Consider the following 18628-nt stretch of genomic DNA (forward strand, 5'->3'; position numbering starts at 1 on the left):
TTGGCTTATTGGTACTGGGCGCAAAGTTGGCGGACCGCGCTGACCACGCGATCCACGTCAGAATCTTCCATGCCGGCGAACATCGGCAGCGTGACGATAGCGCGGCCGATGCGTTCTGCCACTGGGAACATACCCGGCTTCCAGCCAAGTTCGCGATAGAGCTTGAACAGATGGATGGGCGGATAGTGCACGCCCGCGCCGATGCCCAGCGCCTTCAGGCCGGCCATGAACTCGGCGCGGTCCACCTTCAGGCGATCCAGTGGCAGCACGATCTGGAACATGTGCCAGTTGGTGGTCGTGAAATCTTCCACCGGCAGCTCGACGCCGAACGACTCGACGTCGGCCGCGCGCATGGCGGCAAAGTAGCGGCGCGCGAGTGCGGCGCGGCGTGCGGTCACGGCTTCAAGCTGCGCGAACTGGCCCAGGCCGATGGCCGCGTTCACGTCCGTCAGGTTGAACTTGCCGCCGACCAGGTCGACTTCCATGCCGTCGAAGCCGGTGCGCACGACGCCTTGCAGGCGGTACTTCTCTGCCAGCACGGCTTCTTCGGGCGTGTTCAGCACGAGCGCGCCGCCTTCGATGGTGGTGATGTTCTTGTTGGCCTGGAAGCTGAAGCTGACCAGGTCGCCAATCTCACCGATGCGCTTGTCGCCCCAGCGCGAGCCGATGGCCTGCGCGGCGTCTTCCACCAGGCGCAGCTTGTGGCGGCGGGCGATGTCGTACAGGCGGTCCATGTCGACGGGCAGGCCGGACAGGTAGACCGGGATGATCGCTTTCGTGCGCGGCGTGATGGCGGCCTCGACCTTGTCCAGATCGATGTTGCGCGTGACCGGGTCAATATCGACGAAGACCGGCTTGGCGCCAACCGTCAGCACCACGTTGGACGTGGCCACCCACGAGATCGGCGTGGTGATGACCTCATCGCCGGGGCCGATGCCCGCGATGCGCAGCGCGACTTCCATCGTGGCCGTACCGTTGGCGAACGTGCGCACGATGCGCCCGCCGAAGTATTCCGACAGCGCGGCTTCGAACGCCGCGACCTTCGGGCCCGAGGTGATCCAGCCAGAGCGCAGCACATCGGCCACCGCGGCGATGGTCGCCTCGTCAATGGTCGGGCGCACGAAAGGCAGGAACGGTTGTTCAGCAGTGGCGTTGGTTTGCGTCATTGTGGCAAATGCGGACGTAAATAGGATGAGGAGGCCAAGCCGCTTATGAGCGGGCCAGTACGAGCACACCGACGAGGATGATGGCGATGCCGACCAGTCGCTGGATCGACAACACTTCGCCAAACAGATACCACGCCAGGAAGGCATTGACCACGTAGCCCAGCGAGAGCATTGGATACGCAATGGTCACATCCACGCGCGACAGGCCGAGGATCCACACCACCACGGAAATCACGTAGCACGACAGGCCGCCGATGATGGGCAACTGCGTTGCAAGCTTGATGCCGATCGGCACGATGTTTTCGGCCGAGAACGCAAAGCGGCCAATGTTGTTGACGCCTGCCTTGAGCAGTAGCTGGGCGCAGGCATTGAGCATGACGCCTGTCAGGATCAGCCCGAAAGTGACCAGATTCATGTGTTGTTTTGATGTTTTACCAACTGCGGCGGCTTCCCCGCGACTCTACCGCCGGGGCGCATGTTACGACAATTCCGCTTGCACGCCCCTTTCGGCGGGGCCGAATGATGACAAGCGGGTGGCACCTAGTTGCGCCGCACGATCACGCGGCGGGCATCTCGGGCGATCACAATCATCGGTACGCCCTGGGCTGCCAGCCGGTCATACGTACCCGGCCCCATCATGGCGACGGCCTGGCCGCCTTCCTTCCAGTGGGTCACGAAGGCCTCGGTGGTCGGAATCCACTTGGTGGGCTCTTGCTCGATGCCGAAGGCCAGTTCATCGGGCTGCTGCACCATCGTGGTTGGCGTGCCGAGGTAAAACGGCATTGTATGGTCCAGTCGCTCCACCGCATAGAACGGTACGCCGGGCTTCAGCCACGGTTTGACGGCAGGTACGAGATCGATACCCGACATCGAACGCCCGAATGCCTCGTGGCCGAGCAGGGCGACCGTAAACGTCAGGAACCACGCACAGGCGAACGCGGTGAGACTTTCAAAGCGCCTGTCTGCAAAGCGCAGTGCCAGCCACGTAAAAACGGCGCCTGCAGCGAAGGCCACCGCCAGGAACATCCCAAAACGCGAAAACACGGCATTCGGGTACATGTCCGACGACATCGTCGCGACATAGCCGCTCGCCGCCAGACCGACCACAGCCAACGCCAGGAAGGCCTTGAGCTGCCAGCGCCAAGCGCGCTCGCTAGTCTTATCCAGCACCAGCGCAGCCAGAACCGCCAGCGCCGGGATGATCGGGAAGATATAGCCCGGCAGCTTCGAGTCGGAAATGCTGAAAAACGCGAAGATCAGGGTGGCCCACAAGCCCAGCATGAGCGTTGGCCGGAAGCCATTGGCGGCCGTTTCACTGCGAGCGAAGGAGAGGAGTGCCGCGCCCGGCAGTTGCGCCAGCCACGGCAGGAAGCCCGCCAGCAGCAGCGGCACGAAATACCAGAGCGGCGCGTTGCGGTTGTGCACGGTCGAGGTGAAGCGCTGGAAGTGCTCGTGCACGAAGAAGAACCACGCAAACTCCGGGTTGCGCGCAGAAATCAGCACGAACCACGGCGCACCCACCGCAAAGAAGACGATCAGCCCCGTCACCAGGTGCAGTCGTTTCCACAATGCCCAGTCACGCGCGACGAGTGTGTAGACCACCAGCACGAAGCCCGGCAGCACCACGCCGATCAGGCCCTTGCTCAGCACGGCCAGGGCCATCGATGCCCAACAGGCCCACATCCAGTTGCGCCGCTGGCTGCGCGTGGCATCCGGGTGCTGTGCCAGCAGCAGCGCTGCCAGCGCCATCGTCATGCAGCCGGCCACGCCCATATCGAGCGAATTGAAATGTGCGCCCACATTCCACATTGGTGCACTCACCAGGACCAGCCCGGTAATGACGGCGATTCGTTTGCCCCACCAGCGCGCTGCTGCCAGCATCGTGAAAACGAGGCCGGCGATGCCCGACAACGCCGTGAACAGCCGTGCCTGCCAGTCGCCAACGCCAAACAGCGTGTAGGCGAGCGCCGTGCCCCACATCTGCAGCGGTGGCTTCTCGAAATACTTCAGGGCGTTGTAGCGGATGGTCACCCAGTCGCCCGTGGTGAACATCTCGCGGGCGATCTCGGCGTAGCGGCCTTCGTCGGTGGGGATCAGGTGGCGGTAGCCCAGTGTGCCCAGCCAGACAGCCAGAAAGGCGGCGGCCAGCAGCCACAGGGAGGCATTGCGCCAGGGCAGGGCGGGCGCGTTGGCAGAGCGGTCGATCGGCATGCAGTCAGGCGCGTTCGATCAGCAATGCGGCCGCCGCTTTGCGGCCTTCCAGCATCAGGATGTTGTAGGTGCGGCCGGCGGCCTGCAGGTCCATTGCTTCCACGCCGATACGCTTCTCGGTGAGCGGCGCGGTCAGGCGCGGGTGCGGAAAGCGCAGTTTGTTACCGGTGCCGAATACGACCACCTCCGCACCCAGTTCCAGCAGGCGGGCGAAGTGCTCGGGCGTGAGGTCTTCAAAGCGCGCGACATCCCACGGTATGACCGCACCTTCGGGCATGACGAGCACCGAATGCTCGTAGCGCACCTTGTTGATTTCGATATAGCCGTCGCCATAGGCGGTGACGGTATTGAGAACGGCGGTCGGATCGGAGGAATGGAGCTTCAAGGCGGAATCCCATCAGGCGCATTGGCTGCGGCGCACACAGCAGCAGAGCGCTAGGTTTCAGACTGCCGGGGCGATCTCGCTGCGTTGCAAAAATGCCCGCCGAAGTCTGTCATAATGGGCTAAATTATATCTTTTTCTCTCCTTTGCCCGCCGCGCCCGACGCCACGAACGACCGGCGACGCCCGGCAAGGAAGAGCGCAGCGCTTGCCGCGCAAGTGGCGCCATCCTCGCCGCCTTGCTGCATTACAAAATCATCCGCAATCCAAGCCCGCTCGACATCGCCCGTGAAAACGATCCAGAAATCCGCCAAGCTTAATAACGTCTGCTACGACATTCGCGGCCCCGTGCTCGAGAAGGCCAAGCAGATGGAAGAGGACGGCCACAAGATCATCAAGCTGAACATCGGCAACCTGGCCCCGTTCGGCTTCGATGCCCCGGAAGAGATTCAGCTGGATATGATCCGCAACCTGCCGAACTCGGCCGGTTATTCGGATTCCAAGGGCATCTTCGCGGCGCGCAAGGCGGTGATGCACTACACGCAAGAGCAGGGCATCAAGAACGTCACGCTGGATGACATCTACCTGGGCAATGGCGCATCGGAGCTGATTTCGCTGGCGACCAACGCGCTGCTCGATCAGGGCGACGAGCTGCTCCTGCCGGCGCCCGACTACCCGCTGTGGACCGCGGTGACCAGCCTTTCGGGCGGCACGCCGGTGCATTACTACTGCGATGAGTCCAACGGCTGGATGCCGGACCTGGACGACATTCGCGCCAAGATCACGCCGAACACCAAGGGCATCGTCGTCATCAATCCGAACAACCCGACGGGCGCGTTGTATTCCGATGATCTGCTGCGCGGCATCATTGCGATTGCGCGCGAGCACGGCCTGGTGATCTTCGCCGACGAGGTGTACGACAAGGTCCTGTTCGACGACAACAAGCACACGGCTCTCGGCTCGCTGTCGGAGGATGTGCTGACCATCACGTTCAACAGCCTGTCGAAGAGCTATCGCTCGTGCGGTTACCGCGCCGGCTGGATGGTCGTGTCGGGCGACAAGCGCCCGGCCAAGGACTACATCGAAGGCCTGAACATGCTGTCGTCGATGCGCCTGTGCGCCAACGTGCCGGGGCAATGGGCGATCCAGACTGCGCTGGGCGGCTATCAGAGCATCAAGGACCTGGTGGCGCCGGGCGGCCGCATGCGTCGTCAGCGTGATCTGGCGCACGAGCTGATCACTGCGATCCCGGGTGTGACCTGCGTGAAGCCGAAGGCTGCGCTGTACATGTTCCCGCGCCTCGATCCGGCCGTGTACCCGATCGAAGACGATCAGCAATTCATCCGCCAGCTGCTGGAAGAAGAGCGTGTGCTGCTGGTGCAGGGCACGGGCTTCAACTGGCACTCGCCGGACCACTTCCGCATCGTCTTCCTGCCGCATGAAGACGATCTTCGTGAAGCGATTGGCCGAATTTCGCGCTTCCTGGAGCGGTACCGTCAGCGTCACGGTACTGGCATCCGGGCCGCCTGAGTCGGCAATTCGCTCGGTCATCCGTCAGACATGTTGTTCGCGGGGCAGACTGAAGTGTCTGCCCTGTCCGTTTTTTGCTTTCCGTTTTTACGATACGTCCCATGAATCCCATCAAGATCGGCCTGCTCGGGCTCGGTACCGTCGGTGGCGGTACCCTCAAGGTTCTGCAACGGAACCAGGAAGAAATCCGTCGTCGCGCCGGGCGCGGTATTGAAGTCGCCATGATTGCCGTACGCAATCTCGACAAGGCACGCGCCATCGTGCAGGAAGCCGGGGCGACCGTGCCCGTGGTGAACGATCCGTTTGCGATCGTGGATTCGCCCGAGATCGATATCGTCGTGGAGCTGATCGGCGGCTATGACCTGACGCGCGAACTGGTGCTGCGCGCCATCGCCAACGGCAAGCACGTCGTCACCGCTAACAAGGCGCTGCTGGCGGTGCACGGCAACGAGATCTTCAAGGCTGCCCAGGACAAGGGCGTGATGGTGGCGTTCGAGGCCGCGGTGGCCGGTGGCATCCCCATCATCAAGGCGCTGCGCGAGGGCCTGACGGCCAACCGCATCGAGTGGATCGCCGGCATCATCAACGGCACCACGAACTTCATCCTGTCCGAGATGCGCGACAAGGGGCTGGACTTCGACACCGTGTTGAAGGAAGCCCAGCGCCTGGGCTATGCCGAAGCCGATCCGACGTTCGACATCGAGGGCTTTGACGCCGCCCACAAGCTCACGCTCATGAGCGCGATCGCTTTTGGTGTGCCAGTGCAGTTCGAGCGTGCGTATGTCGAGGGCATCACCAAGCTGGAAGCCGTCGACATCCGCTACGCAGAAGAGCTCGGCTACCGCATCAAGCTGCTGGGCATCACGCGCCGTGCTGAAGCCGGGATCGAGCTGCGCGTGCACCCGACGCTGGTGCCGACCAAACGCCTGATCGCCAACGTGGAAGGTGCGATGAACGCCGTGGTCGTCAACGGCGACGCCGTGGGCCCGACGCTGTACTACGGCAAGGGCGCCGGTGCCGAGCCGACCGCCTCGGCCGTCGTCGCCGATCTGGTGGACGTGACCCGCCTGCACACGGCTGACCCGGAACACCGCGTGCCGCATCTGGCGTTTCAGCCCGACGCGCTGTCCGACACGCCGGTGCTGCCGATCGACGAAGTGCGTTCGAGCTACTACCTGCGCATCCGCGTGGCCGATCAGACGGGCGTGCTAGCCGACATCACGCAGATCCTGGCCAAAACCGGTATCTCGATCGACGCGATGCTGCAGAAGGAATCGCGCGAGGGCGAGCCGCAGCCGCAGACCGACATCATCATGCTGACGCACACGGCCGTTGAGAAACACGTGAACGGTGCCATTGCCGCCATCGAAGCGCTGCCGACCGTGCTGTCGAAGGTCAAGCGCATCCGCATGGAAGAGTTGAACTGAGGTCATGAGCATGCAATACCGATCGACCCGCGGCCACGCAGAGCCGCAGAGTTTTTCCCGCATCCTGCTGGGCGGCTTGGCGCCGGACGGCGGCCTGTACCTGCCCGAGCAGTACCCGCAAGTCAGCGTTGAAGAACTGACCCGCTGGCGCGATCTGCCATATGCCGACCTCGCGTTCGAGATCCTGCGCAAGTTCGCCACCGACATTCCGGAAGACGACCTGCGCGCGCTGACCCGCCGCACGTACACGGCCGAGGTCTACAGCAACGCGCGCGCCGGAGACAACACCGCCGACATCACGCCACTGCACAAGCTGGGCGATGAAGGTGGCACGTCGCTGTCGCTGCTGTGCCTGTCCAACGGCCCGACGCTGGCGTTCAAGGACATGGCGATGCAGCTGCTGGGCAACCTGTTCGAATACGCACTCGACCGCGAGCACGCCGAGTTGAACATCCTGGGCGCCACCTCCGGCGACACCGGCAGCGCCGCCGAATACGCCATGCGCGGCAAGCGCGGCGTGCGCGTGTTTATGCTGAGCCCGCACCGCAAGATGAGCGCGTTCCAGACCGCGCAGATGTTCAGCCTGCAAGACAAGAACATCTTCAACATCGCCATCGAAGGCGTGTTCGATGATGCGCAGGACATCGTCAAGGCCGTGTCGAACGACCACGAGTACAAGGCCCGCCAGAAGATCGGCACGGTCAACTCGATCAACTGGGCGCGCGTTGTGGCGCAGGTTGTCTACTACTTCAAGGGCTACCTGCTGGCCGCCCCGAAGATTGGCGACAAGGTCTCGTTCTGCGTGCCGTCGGGCAACTTCGGCAACGTCTGCGCGGGTCACATCGCGCGCATGATGGGTTTGCCGATCGACAAGCTGGTCGTTGCGACCAACGAGAACGACGTGCTCGACGAGTTCTTCCGCACCGGCACGTACCGCGTGCGTTCGGCCGCGCAGACGTACCACACGTCCAGCCCGAGCATGGACATCAGCAAGGCATCGAACTTCGAGCGCTTCGTGTTCGACCTGCTGGGCCGTGACCCGGCGCGCCTCGCGCAGCTGTTCCGCGACGTGGACGAGAAGGGCGGTTTCTCGATGACCGGCAAGCCGGAATTCGATCGCATCGCCGAGTTCGGTTTTCTCTCGGGCCGCAGCTCGCATGAGGACCGCGTCAACACGATCCGCGACGTATTTGCCACTTACGGCACGATGATCGACACCCACACCGCCGACGGCGTGAAGGTGGCGCGCGAAAACCTGACGCCGGGTGTGCCGATGGTGGTGCTGGAAACGGCGTTACCGGCCAAGTTTGGCGACACCATCCGCGAAGCGCTGGACCGTGAGCCGGAGCGCCCGGCCGGCTACGCTGACATTGAATCGCTGCCGCAGCGTTTCGAAGTCATGCCTGCGGATGCCGACCGCATCAAGGGCTACATCGCCCAGCACACGGGCCTGTAAGCCCATGGCAGCAGTGCCGGATGACGTAGCCGAGGCAGCGTTCGCTAGCTGCCTGCACGACATCCGCGCCTGCCGCGTGTGCAAGGGCGCGGTCGCGCACGAGCCGCGCCCCGTCGTCGTGGCGGATCGCCGCGCCCGCGTGCTGATCATCGGGCAGGCACCCGGGCGCATCGTCCACGAAACAGGCATCCCTTGGAACGACCGCTCGGGCGATCGCCTGCGCCAGTGGCTGCAAATCCCGTACGACGATTTCTACGCCGACAAGCGCATCGCCGTGGTGCCGATGGGGTTCTGCTTTCCCGGGACTGGCGCAAACGGCGACCTGCCGCCGCGCCCTGAATGTGCCCCCAAGTGGCATCGCCCTTTGCTGACGGCGATGCCCGAGGTAAAGCTCGCGCTACTGGTCGGGACCTACGCGCAGCGTTACTACCTCGACGTGCCGCGCGACTGGTCGCTCACCGACGTGGTCCGCAACGGGCCCGTGATGGACGGGGAAGGCCGCGTGTTGTTCCCGCTGCCACACCCGAGCCCGCGCAATCTCGCCTGGTTCAAGCACAACCCGTGGTTTGACGCGCACATCGTGCCGGCGCTGCGGGCCGCGTTGGCGGACGCATTCGCGTGATACGCCTGGGCTGATGCATGGCATCGATCTGGAACCGATACAATCGAAATCTCCTTTCCGATTTCGTTTTCCCATTCCCGCATGTCTGCCAACGATGCTCCCGCCGTCAAACCGTCCCTGCTGACGCTCGAAGCGGCGCTGTCGCAATTGCTCGCCGCTGCACGCGTTCTGCATGACACCGAAACCGTGCCGACGCTGCACGCCAACGGCCGTATCCTCGCGCAAGCCGTGCACAGCAGCCTGAACGTACCGCCGGCAGACAATACGTCGATGGACGGCTACGCCGTGCGCGCAGCCGATATCACTGCACCGGGCACGCGCCTGAAGGTGGCGCAGCGCATTCCTGCGGGTCACGTCGGCCAGCCGTTGAATGCGGGCGAAGCGGCGCGCATTTTCACTGGCGCGATGATTCCGCCGGGCGCTGATGCGGTCGTCATGCAGGAGCAATGCAAGGCCGATCCGGACACGGGCACCGTCACCATCGACCACGCGCCCGAATCGGGCGAATGGATCCGCCGAGCGGGCGAGGACATCGCCGATGGCGCTGAAATCCTGTCGCGCGGCACGCGTCTCGGTGCGCAGCAACTGGGCCTGGCCGCTTCGGTCGGCTGCGCTAACCTGCAGGTCGTGCGCCGCCCGCGTGTGGCCGTGTTCTTTACCGGCGATGAGCTGGCCATGCCCGGCGAGCCGCTCAAGCCCGGCGCCATCTACAACTCCAACCGCTTCACGCTGCGCGCGCTGCTCGAAAACCTCGGTTGCGACATCACCGATTTCGGCATCGTGCCCGATACGCTGCAGGCCACGCGCGAGACGCTGCGCGAAGCCGCTGAAGCGCACGACCTGATCATCACGTCGGGCGGCGTCTCGGTGGGCGAGGAAGACCACATCAAGCCCGCCGTGGAAGCTGAAGGGCGCCTGAACATGTGGCAGATCGCCATCAAGCCGGGCAAGCCGCTGGCCTTTGGCGAGGTGCGCCGGCCTGAAGGCATGGTGGGTGGGCCAACCGCGTTCTTCATTGGTTTGCCGGGCAATCCGGTATCGAGCTTCGTGACCTTCCTGCTGTTCGTGCGGCCGTTCATCCTGCGCCTGCAGGGTGTGGCCGACGTGGCGCCCAAACGCCTCCCGATGCGCGCCGACTTTGCGCTACCCAAGGGCGATCGCCGCAACGAGTTTCTGCGCGCGCGCATCAACGCCAACGGCGGGTTGGATCTGTTCCCGAACCAGAGCTCCGGCGTGCTGACCTCCACCGTGTGGGGCGATGGTCTGATCGACAACCCGCCCAACCAGCCGATCGCGCAGGGCGACGTTGTGAGTTTCCTGCCGTTCGCAGGTCTGGTGTAAGGAGCGATGGCCATGCAGATCGAGCTTCGTTTCTTTGCCAGCGTGCGTGAGCAACTGGGGACCTCGCATGAGGCGGCGACCGTGCCAGACACCTTGCGCACAGCGGGTGACGTGCGTCATTGGCTGATGGCGCGTGGCCCGGTATGGGCCGAGGTCTTGGCTGAAGGCCGTGCCCTGCGCATGGCGGTGGACCACCAGATCGTGCCTGCCGACACCGCGATTCACGAAGGCTGCGAAGTCGCATTCTTCCCGCCCGTCACCGGCGGCTGAGCGGAGGAGAACCACCATGACCGTCCGCGTGCAGGAAGCCGACTTCGACCTCGGCGCCGAAATTGCCGCACTCCGCGCCGGCCGCCCGAACATCGGCGCGGTGGCCAGCTTTATCGGTACCGTGCGCGACATCAACGACGGCACCGGTGTGTCGGAGATGGAGCTGGAGCACTATCCCGGCATGACCGAGAAGGCGCTCGCCAACATCGTGAGCGCAGCCATGCAGCGCTGGCAGCTGATCGACGCACTGGTCATCCACCGCGTTGGCAAACTCAGGCCGGAAGACCAGATCGTGCTGGTGGCGGTGGCCTCCAAGCATCGCGGTGAGTCCTTTGCCGCGTGCGAATTCATCATGGATTACCTCAAGAGCGAAGCGCCGTTCTGGAAGAAGGAACAGACGCCCGAGGGCGCGCGCTGGGTCGATGCCCGTGTGACGGACGACAAGGCGCTCGCCCGCTGGGGCGTCACCACCAGCAACGCGGCTGGTGCTTCCACTGCAGCCGGCATACCGGCGCAACCCAACGACTACGAATAACAAGGACGCGGCCGCATGAGCGGAATGGGCTTTCTGGCAGTGGGTGCGGGGGCTGCACTGGGGGCCTGGTTGCGCTGGGGGTTCGCCGTGTTGTGGAATGCGATCAATCCGGCCTTGCCGTACGGTACGCTGGCGGCCAATCTGGTGGGGGGCTACCTGATTGGCGTGGCGGTCGGTTTTTTCGATACGCATGCGGGGCTGCCGCCGGAGTGGCGCTTGCTGGTCATTACCGGGTTCCTGGGCGGCCTGACGACGTTCTCAACGTTTTCCAGCGAGGTCGTCGCCAACATCCTGGCTGGCGACTACACGGTGGGCACGCTGCACATCGTGGCGCATCTGGGCGGCTCGCTCTTCCTCACGATGCTGGGTCTCTGGACAGTGCGCACGTTCAGTTGATTACAAGGCTCGTTTGACGATCAGCTTGCGAATGAGAAGTTTGATTCACATACTGGTGGTGCCTGCGGTGGCGTAGGGACAGGCAGTATCGGAGGCTGCCGCGGGTTGTCTTGTGTTGTTCCATCCATAACAAGAAGGAGACGCAATGAAATCAACCCGAATCACGCGCCTGCGACGGCACGTCTCGGTCACCCACCTTGCGGCAGCCGGAGCGATGCTTCTGGCCGGTTGCAGCGTGCTGAGCGCCTGTGGTGGCGGCAACGACGGCAACAATGTGCCGGGCAACGTCAAGCCGGCCTTTGTCGGCAAGGTCACCACCACCCACTACGATGGCTCCACCGACGATCTGCTGACCGCCGGCCTGGGTGCCAGCGGCCTGGCATCCGCCACCGCACCCACCATCGCCAACCCGACGGCGCCCACGGCGGCCGAGCTGCGCCGCCTGGCCATCTACGCCAACTATCGCGCACTGGTCGATACGGCTGCCAAGGGTGGCTATGGCACGCTGTACGGGCCGAATGTCGACGCCAGCGGCAACGTCACGTCAGGCTCGGGCATGGTCGCCGGCAGCGAGTACGTCGCCTATTCCGACGATGGCACTGGGCAGCAGAACGTGGTGCTGCTCGTGCAGATTCCCGACAGCTTCGACGTCAACAACCCCTGCATCATCACCGCCACCTCATCTGGCTCGCGTGGCATCTACGGTGCGATCTCCACCGGGGAATGGGGCCTCAAGCGCAAGTGTGCCGTCGCCTACACCGACAAGGGTACCGGCGCTGGCCCGCATGATCTGGCGACCGACACCGTCGCCCTGCAGGACGGCACGCGCACCACGCGCGCGGCGGCGGGTGCCAATGCGCAGTTTGCTGCGCCGCTCACCAGCAGCCAGCTCGCCGCCTTCAATGCGGCCACGCCGAACCGGCTGGCGTTCAAGCACGCGCACTCGCAACGCAACCCAGAGAAGGATTGGGGCCGCTTTACGCTGCAGGCCGTGCAGTTTGCGTTCTGGGCGATCAACGACAAGGTGGCGCCCGCCAGCGGCAATCTTGTGGGTAGCACGCTGCCGGTGCGACCCAACAACACCATCGTGATCGCATCGAGCATTTCCAACGGCGGCGGTGCAGCCATCGCGGCGGCCGAGCAGGACACGGGCGGCTGGATCGACGGTGTGGCCGTTGGCGAGCCCGGCCTGAACCTGCCTGCCAGCCCGAGCGTGCAGGTGGTGCGCGGCGGTGTTCCGCTGCAGGTGTCGGGCAAGCCGCTGTTCGACTACGTGAGCTACGCCAACGTGTACCGGTTGTGTGCGGCATCGTCGGCCAGCGTGTCGAGTGCGCCGGCGCAGGGGTTCTTTACCAGTCTGCCGACGTTCCCGGCCAACGTGCAGGCCAACCGCTGCGCAGCACTCAAGGCGGCCGGTCTGCTCAATTCGAGTACGGCCGCCGCGCAAGCCGATGAAGCGCTGCAGAAGATGCGCGCCTACGGCTGGGAGCCCGAGTCGGACCTCGTGCACGCGTCGATGTCGTTTTACGAGATCGACCCGTCGGTCGCGACCACCTTTGGCAACGCGCTCTCGCGCTCCAGCGTGGCCGACAACCTGTGCGGCATGAGCTTTTCCGCAACCGATGCGTCGTTCCACCCGACGGCGGTGAGCGCCACGGCACTGGCGCAGATGGCGGCGTTGGGCAACGGCATTCCGCCCACCTCCGGCGTGCAACTGGTCAACAACAACGCGCAGGGCGGGCCAACGCGCAGCAACCAGTCGGTCGATTCCACCGGCACGCAAGCGGCCAACCTGGATGCGGCACGCTGCTTGCGCAACCTGCTGACCGGCGGCGATGCCACGTCGCAGGCGCTGCAGACCGGCATCAGCCAGACGCTGCGCACCGGCAACCTGCAGGGCAAGCCGACGCTGATCGTGCAAGGGCGTAACGATGCGCTGCTGCCGGTCAACCACGGCTCGCGGCCGTACCTGGGGCTGAATGCGCTGGTGGAGGGCGGGTCGAGCAAGCTGTCGTACATCGAGGTGATGAACGCGCAGCATTTCGACGGCTTTATCGACCTTGTGCCGGGCTACGACGCGCTGTTCGTGCCGCTGGTGCTCTATGAGCAACGCGCGCTGGATGCGATGTACGCCTTCCTGAAGAGCGGCACGCCGCTGCCGCCGTCGCAGGTGGTGCGCACGACACCGCGTGGTGGTACGGCAGGCTCGGCGCCGGCCATCAGCGCGGCCAACGTACCGAACTTCACCAACACGCCGGCGGCGGGTGACCGCATTTCGGTGACGACGACGGGCGGTGTGGCAACGGTCTCCGTGCCGAACTGAAGCAACGAAAGCAGCACATTGAGCGGCGACGCGTTGAAAAGCGCGTCGCCGCTTGATTTTGTACAAATCTGCATGAAAACCGGCGTTTCCCTGCTTGAAATGCCACCGATGCTCCCTATCTTTCGGAACAGTGAAACATTTTCCGCAAGGGGTTTTTAATGCGTTTGGACAAATTGACCACCCGCTTCCAGGAAGCGCTGGCCGACGCGCAGAGCCTGGCGCTGGGCAACGACAATCCGTATATCGAACCGATCCACCTGCTGCTGGCGATGCTCCGCCAGCCGGATGGGGCCACCAAGAACCTGCTGGCCCGCGCGGGCGTCAACACGGGTGCGCTGGATACGGCGCTGGACCGTGCCATCAAGCACCTGCCGCAGGTGCAGGGTGGCGAACAGGTGCAGGTCGGCCGTGACCTGGGCAGCCTGCTGCAGCAAACCGAGAAGGAAGGCATCAAGCGTGGTGACCAATTCATCGCCAGCGAGCTGTTCCTGCTGGCCGCCGCTGACGACAAGGGCGAGGCCGGCCGCATCGCACGCGAACATGGCCTGGCGCGCAAGGCACTGGAATCCGCTATCGACGCCGTACGCGGCGGTCAGACCGTCGGCAGCGCCGAGGCCGAAAGCCAGCGCGAGGCGCTTAAGAAGTACACCATTGACCTGACCGAGCGTGCCCGCAGCGGCAAGCTCGACCCCGTCATTGGCCGTGACGACGAAATCCGCCGTGCCATCCAGATCCTGCAGCGCCGTACCAAGAACAACCCGGTGCTGATTGGTGAGCCGGGTGTGGGCAAGACCGCCATTGTTGAGGGGCTTGCACAGCGCATCGTCAATGAAGAAGTGCCGGAAAGCCTGAAGGGCAAGCGCGTGCTGGTGCTGGATATGGCGGGCCTGTTGGCCGGTGCCAAGTACCGCGGCGAGTTCGAGGAACGCCTGAAGGCCGTGCTGAACGACATCGCCAAGGAAGAGGGCCAGACCATCCTCTTCATTGACGAGATCCATACCATGGTGGGCGCGGGCAAGGCCGAAGGTGCAATGGATGCCGGCAACATGCTCAAGCCGGCGCTGGCACGCGGCGAGCTGCATTGCATCGGCGCGACCACGCTGGATGAGTACCGCAAGTACATCGAGAAGGATGCCGCGCTGGAGCGCCGCTTCCAGAAGGTGCTCGTCGATGAGCCGAGCGTGGAGGCGACCATCGCCATCCTGCGTGGCCTGCAGGAGAAGTACGAGCTGCACCACGGCGTGGAGATCACCGACCCGGCGATCGTGGCCGCGGCTGAACTCAGCCACCGCTACATCACCGACCGCTTCCTGCCGGATAAGGCCATCGATCTGATTGACGAAGCGGCCGCGCGCATCAAGATGGAAATCGACTCGAAGCCCGAGGTGATGGACAAGCTGGATCGTCGCCTGATCCAGCTCAAGATCGAGCGCGAAGCGGTGAAGAAGGAAACCGACGAAGCCTCGCAAAAGCGCCTGGAGCTGATCGAGCAGGAGATCGAGCGTCTGCAGAAGGAATACGCCGATCTGGATGAAATCTGGAAAGCCGAGAAGGGCGCAGCGCAAGGCACGGCCGTGCTCAAGGAAGAGATCGACAAGATCAAACTTGAGATTGCCAAGCTGCAACGCGAAGGCAAGTTCGACAAGGTGGCCGAACTGCAATACGGCAAGCTGCCCGAATTGGAGGGCAAGCTGAAGGCCGCAACCGACGCGGAGACCGCTGGCCAGAAGCAGCCGAACAAGCTGCTGCGCACGCAGGTGGGCGCCGAAGAAATTGCCGAAGTCGTCAGCCGCGCCACGGGCATCCCCGTGTCGAAGATGATGACCGGCGAGCGCGAGAAGCTGCTCAAGATGGAAGACCGCCTGCACGAGCGCGTGGTCGGTCAGGACGAGGCCGTGCGCCTGGTATCGGACGCCATCCGCCGCTCGCGCGCCGGTATCTCGGACGAGAACAAGCCCTATGGCTCGTTCCTGTTCCTGGGCCCGACGGGTGTTGGCAAGACCGAGCTGTGCAAGGCGCTGGCAGGCTTCCTGTTCGATTCGGAAGAGCACCTGATCCGCATCGACATGAGCGAGTTCATGGAGAAGCATTCCGTGAGCCGCCTGATCGGCGCGCCGCCGGGCTATGTCGGCTATGAGGAAGGCGGTTACCTGACCGAGGCTGTGCGTCGTAAGCCGTACAGCGTGGTGTTGCTCGATGAAGTCGAGAAGGCCCACCCGGACGTCTTCAACGTGCTGCTGCAGGTGTTGGACGATGGCCGCCTGACCGATGGCCAAGGCCGCACGGTGGACTTCAAGAACACGGTGATCGTGATGACGTCCAACCTCGGCTCGCAGTTGATTCAGTCGATGACGGGTGAGCCGTTCGATGTGGTGAAGGGCGCGGTGTGGCAGGAAGTGAAAGCGCATTTCCGCCCCGAGTTCCTAAACCGGATCGACGAGGTGGTGGTGTTCCACTCGCTCGACCAGCGCAACATCGAGTCGATCGCGCGCATCCAGCTCAAGCGTCTGGCGGCACGTCTGGCGCATATGGACCTGACGCTGGAGATTACCGATCCTGCCGTGGCCAAGCTGGCCTCCGCGGGCTACGACCCGGTGTTTGGGGCGCGGCCGCTGAAGCGTGCCATCCAGCAGCAGATCGAGAACCCGGTCGCGCGGATGATTCTGGAGGGCAAGTACTCGCCCAAGGATGTGGTGCCAGTGGACTATCGCGACGACCACTTCACGTTCGAGCGCGTGGTGCACTAAGCCGCGCAGTGTTGTGTTTGAGAAAGCCCGTCTTGCGAAGACGGGCTTTTTTTATGCCTGCAACGTGCCGTCAGGCGACGAGTGGCAGGCTGATGCGGAAAATCACGCCGCCTTCCAGGGCATTTGCCGCGTCGATCCGCCCGCCGTGTGCCTGCACGATGGCTTGCGAAAGCGCCAACCCAAGACCCGTACCCGGCGTCTCGCTCGCCCGGGCACGCGCGCCACGGTAGAAGCGCTCGAAGATGTGCGGCAGTTCGGCAGGGGGAATCCCGGGGCCATGGTCGCTGACTTGTAGGACGGCGTCGCCGTGCTCGGCCGACCAGGCAATTTCAACCGTGGTGCCCGCTGGCGAAAACTTGACGGCGTTGTCCAGCAGATTGGTCAGGGCCAAGGTTGCCGGGGCACGGGCGATCCGGATGGGCAGATTCGTGCCCGCTTGTGTGGCCAGGGTGATGCCGCGATCCTGGGCCGCCGGGGTGACACGCTTGACGCACGTCTGCACAAGCTCAATGACCGGCACCGCTTCCAGCATGTCCTGGTCCTGGCCAGCATCCAGGCGCGCAAGCATCAGCAGTTCTTCCACCATCTGCGTGAGCCGTCCGACTTCTTCCACGCACGAGTGCAGGGTCTCGACGTATTCTTCGCGGCTGCGCTCGCGCCGCAGCGTGACCTCAAGCTCGGTACGTAGCCGCGACAGTGGTGAGCGCAGCTCGTGCGAGGCGTCGGCCGTGAAGCGGCGCTGCATGTCGAAGCCGTGTTCGAGGCGATCGAGCATGTCGTTGAGCGTATCGACGAGCTTGCCGATGTCATCGGATGTGCCGGGGTGCGGCAGGCGCTCGTCGAGGTTGTTGTCGCCGATCCGGCGGGCCTGCTTGACGACGTTGTCGATGGCACGAAAGACGCGCTGCGTGAGCATGGCGCCCGCGGTGCCGACAGCGAGCAGCAACGCAACCGCCAGCCCGACGAACAGCACCACCGCCGAGTCCAGGATCCGGTTGACGTCATCGAGCGACCCCGCAACCTGGATGACCAAGGGCGGCGCACCGGGGGTGCTGTGTATCGGCAGCGACACCATGCGCAGTGGCTCTTCGCTGAAATCCTGCAGGGTCTCGAAGACCGTTTCGCCTTGCGCGAGACGGCCGAGCAATACCGGAGACGTCGGCAGACGCGTCGTGCCAAGGTTGGCACTGCGCGCAAGGACGTCCCCCTGTGCATCGACAATCTGCACCAGACGGTCCAGGCGCACCAGTGAAGGAGGGGCCGTACCTGTGGGTTTTTCATGCACGCGGATGGGTTGGCTTTTGCTACCTAACAGCATGCCGGCCTCGGTTTCGGCCAGTGCCAGCAGCGCGGCATCCAGTTGCCGATGGGCGATGCGCGACAGCTCCCACCACGCGGCGAAGGCCACGCCCGTCACAACGATCACGATCACGGCCCAGTGCGCGAGGATCAGGCGGCGCTGAAAACTAAACATGGTGATCGGTTGGTGCGCTCAGGCGAAAGCCTTGTCCGCGTACGGTTTGAACGAGCGCTGGCAGGTCGGGCGGATCGATCTTGCGGCGCAGGTTCTTCATGTGCACGTCGATCAGGTTGTCGATGGCGATGAGGTCTGCGTGCCAGATGTTTTCAGCGAGCTGCACGCGGCTGACCACCTTGCCGGCATGGCGCATCAGGAACTCCAGCAAGGCGTATTCCTTGGGCGTGAGATCGATGGCGTTGCCTGCCCGCGTGACCAGGCGCGTGGCTGGTTCGAGCCGCAGATCACCAATGGCGAGCACCGGCGCCGGTGCCAGCCTGGCCCGCCGCAGCAGTGCGCGGACGCGGGCCAGCAGCTCGTCAAACACGAACGGCTTGGTCAGGTAGTCGTCAGCGCCGGTGTTGAGTCCGGTGATGCGGTCGGTGTGGGCATCCCGCGCGGTCAGCATCAGGATCGGGGTCTGGATGTCACGCTGGCGCAACTCGGCACAAAACGTCACGCCTTCTTTGCCGGGAAGCATCCAGTCGAGGATGACCAGATCGGCCGCGCGGATCATCGGTTCGTGGGCTTCTTCCGCCGCGTGCGCAAGCGCCACCGTAAAGCCTTCTTCTTCCAGGCCTCGTGCCAGCAGGCGGGCGGCTTTGCGGTCGTCTTCGATCAGCAGGATGTTCATCGGGTAGCGCGCATGAGGGCGGCAGGACGGCAGGATTCTAGCAATGCGACCGTCTGATATTCCTGAAGAAGAA

General features: G+C 64.1%; 16 protein-coding genes. 10 read left to right on the forward strand and 6 right to left on the reverse strand.

Features of this window, described 5'->3' with window-relative positions; translation table 11 throughout:
* Positions 1-5 precede the first annotated feature (5 nt).
* The 4 genes from C404_RS39485 to C404_RS39500 form a co-directional block, all read right to left on the reverse strand.
* Complete coding sequence (locus tag C404_RS39485; protein ID WP_021194288.1) at positions 6-1166, reverse strand: DegT/DnrJ/EryC1/StrS family aminotransferase; 1161 nt, start codon at positions 1164-1166, stop codon at positions 6-8.
* 43 nt (positions 1167-1209) lie between these two features.
* On the reverse strand, positions 1210-1581 hold the full coding sequence (locus C404_RS39490; protein ID WP_021194289.1) for an EamA family transporter: 372 nt from the start codon (positions 1579-1581) through the stop codon (positions 1210-1212).
* Between the two features lie 125 nt (positions 1582-1706).
* Positions 1707-3377 carry a glycosyltransferase family 39 protein gene (locus C404_RS39495; RefSeq protein ID WP_021194290.1) on the reverse strand — a complete coding sequence of 557 codons (1671 nt, stop codon included), beginning with the start codon at positions 3375-3377 and terminating at the stop codon, positions 1707-1709.
* 4 nt (positions 3378-3381) lie between these two features.
* A complete protein-coding gene (locus tag C404_RS39500) occupies positions 3382-3762 on the reverse strand; it encodes an Mth938-like domain-containing protein (protein WP_021194291.1) in 381 nt (126 codons plus the stop codon).
* Positions 3763-3854: 92 nt separating this feature from the next.
* Here C404_RS39500 and C404_RS39505 point away from each other — a divergent pair, with 92 nt between their 5' ends.
* The 10 genes from C404_RS39505 (at position 3855) to clpB (ending at position 16405) form a co-directional block, all read left to right on the forward strand.
* A complete protein-coding gene (locus C404_RS39505; protein ID WP_212635648.1) occupies positions 3855-5288 on the forward strand; it encodes a pyridoxal phosphate-dependent aminotransferase in 1434 nt (477 codons plus the stop codon).
* 101 nt (positions 5289-5389) lie between these two features.
* Positions 5390-6715, forward strand: coding sequence for a homoserine dehydrogenase (locus C404_RS39510; protein WP_021194294.1), 1326 nt, complete (start codon positions 5390-5392; stop codon positions 6713-6715).
* Between the two features lie 10 nt (positions 6716-6725).
* A complete protein-coding gene (gene thrC / locus C404_RS39515; RefSeq protein ID WP_031329208.1) occupies positions 6726-8171 on the forward strand; it encodes a threonine synthase in 1446 nt (481 codons plus the stop codon).
* Between the two features lie 4 nt (positions 8172-8175).
* Complete coding sequence (locus tag C404_RS39520) at positions 8176-8793, forward strand: uracil-DNA glycosylase family protein (protein ID WP_021194296.1); 618 nt, start codon at positions 8176-8178, stop codon at positions 8791-8793.
* Positions 8794-8874: 81 nt separating this feature from the next.
* Positions 8875-10134: a molybdopterin molybdotransferase MoeA gene (locus tag C404_RS39525; protein ID WP_021194297.1), complete on the forward strand. Its 1260-nt coding sequence runs from the start codon at positions 8875-8877 to the stop codon at positions 10132-10134.
* 12 nt (positions 10135-10146) lie between these two features.
* Entirely contained in the window at positions 10147-10404 is a 258-nt protein-coding gene (gene moaD, locus C404_RS39530; RefSeq protein WP_031329209.1) for a molybdopterin converting factor subunit 1, read from the forward strand.
* Between the two features lie 16 nt (positions 10405-10420).
* A complete protein-coding gene (locus tag C404_RS39535; protein WP_021194299.1) occupies positions 10421-10939 on the forward strand; it encodes a molybdenum cofactor biosynthesis protein MoaE in 519 nt (172 codons plus the stop codon).
* Between the two features lie 15 nt (positions 10940-10954).
* The gene (gene crcB / locus C404_RS39540; RefSeq protein WP_031329210.1) at positions 10955-11335 is read left to right on the forward strand and encodes a fluoride efflux transporter CrcB; all 381 of its coding nucleotides are present in this window, start codon (positions 10955-10957) and stop codon (positions 11333-11335) included.
* 145 nt (positions 11336-11480) lie between these two features.
* On the forward strand, positions 11481-13658 hold the full coding sequence (locus C404_RS39545) for a 3-hydroxybutyrate oligomer hydrolase family protein (RefSeq protein ID WP_031329211.1): 2178 nt from the start codon (positions 11481-11483) through the stop codon (positions 13656-13658).
* A gap of 158 nt (positions 13659-13816) precedes the next feature.
* Positions 13817-16405 carry an ATP-dependent chaperone ClpB gene (gene clpB, locus C404_RS39550; RefSeq protein ID WP_021194302.1) on the forward strand — a complete coding sequence of 863 codons (2589 nt, stop codon included), beginning with the start codon at positions 13817-13819 and terminating at the stop codon, positions 16403-16405.
* A 70-nt stretch (positions 16406-16475) separates the two neighbouring features.
* Here clpB and C404_RS39555 read toward each other — a convergent pair whose 3' ends face one another.
* Both C404_RS39555 and C404_RS39560 read right to left on the reverse strand, forming a co-directional pair.
* Positions 16476-17879 carry a sensor histidine kinase gene (locus C404_RS39555; protein ID WP_021194303.1) on the reverse strand — a complete coding sequence of 468 codons (1404 nt, stop codon included), beginning with the start codon at positions 17877-17879 and terminating at the stop codon, positions 16476-16478.
* Complete coding sequence (locus C404_RS39560) at positions 17872-18555, reverse strand: response regulator (RefSeq protein WP_021194304.1); 684 nt, start codon at positions 18553-18555, stop codon at positions 17872-17874. Before C404_RS39560 ends, C404_RS39555 begins: the two co-directional genes overlap by 8 nt.
* Positions 18556-18628: the final 73 nt, after the last annotated feature.

Source organism: Ralstonia sp. AU12-08, assembly GCF_000442475.1.
GTDB lineage: Bacteria > Pseudomonadota > Gammaproteobacteria > Burkholderiales > Burkholderiaceae > Ralstonia > Ralstonia insidiosa.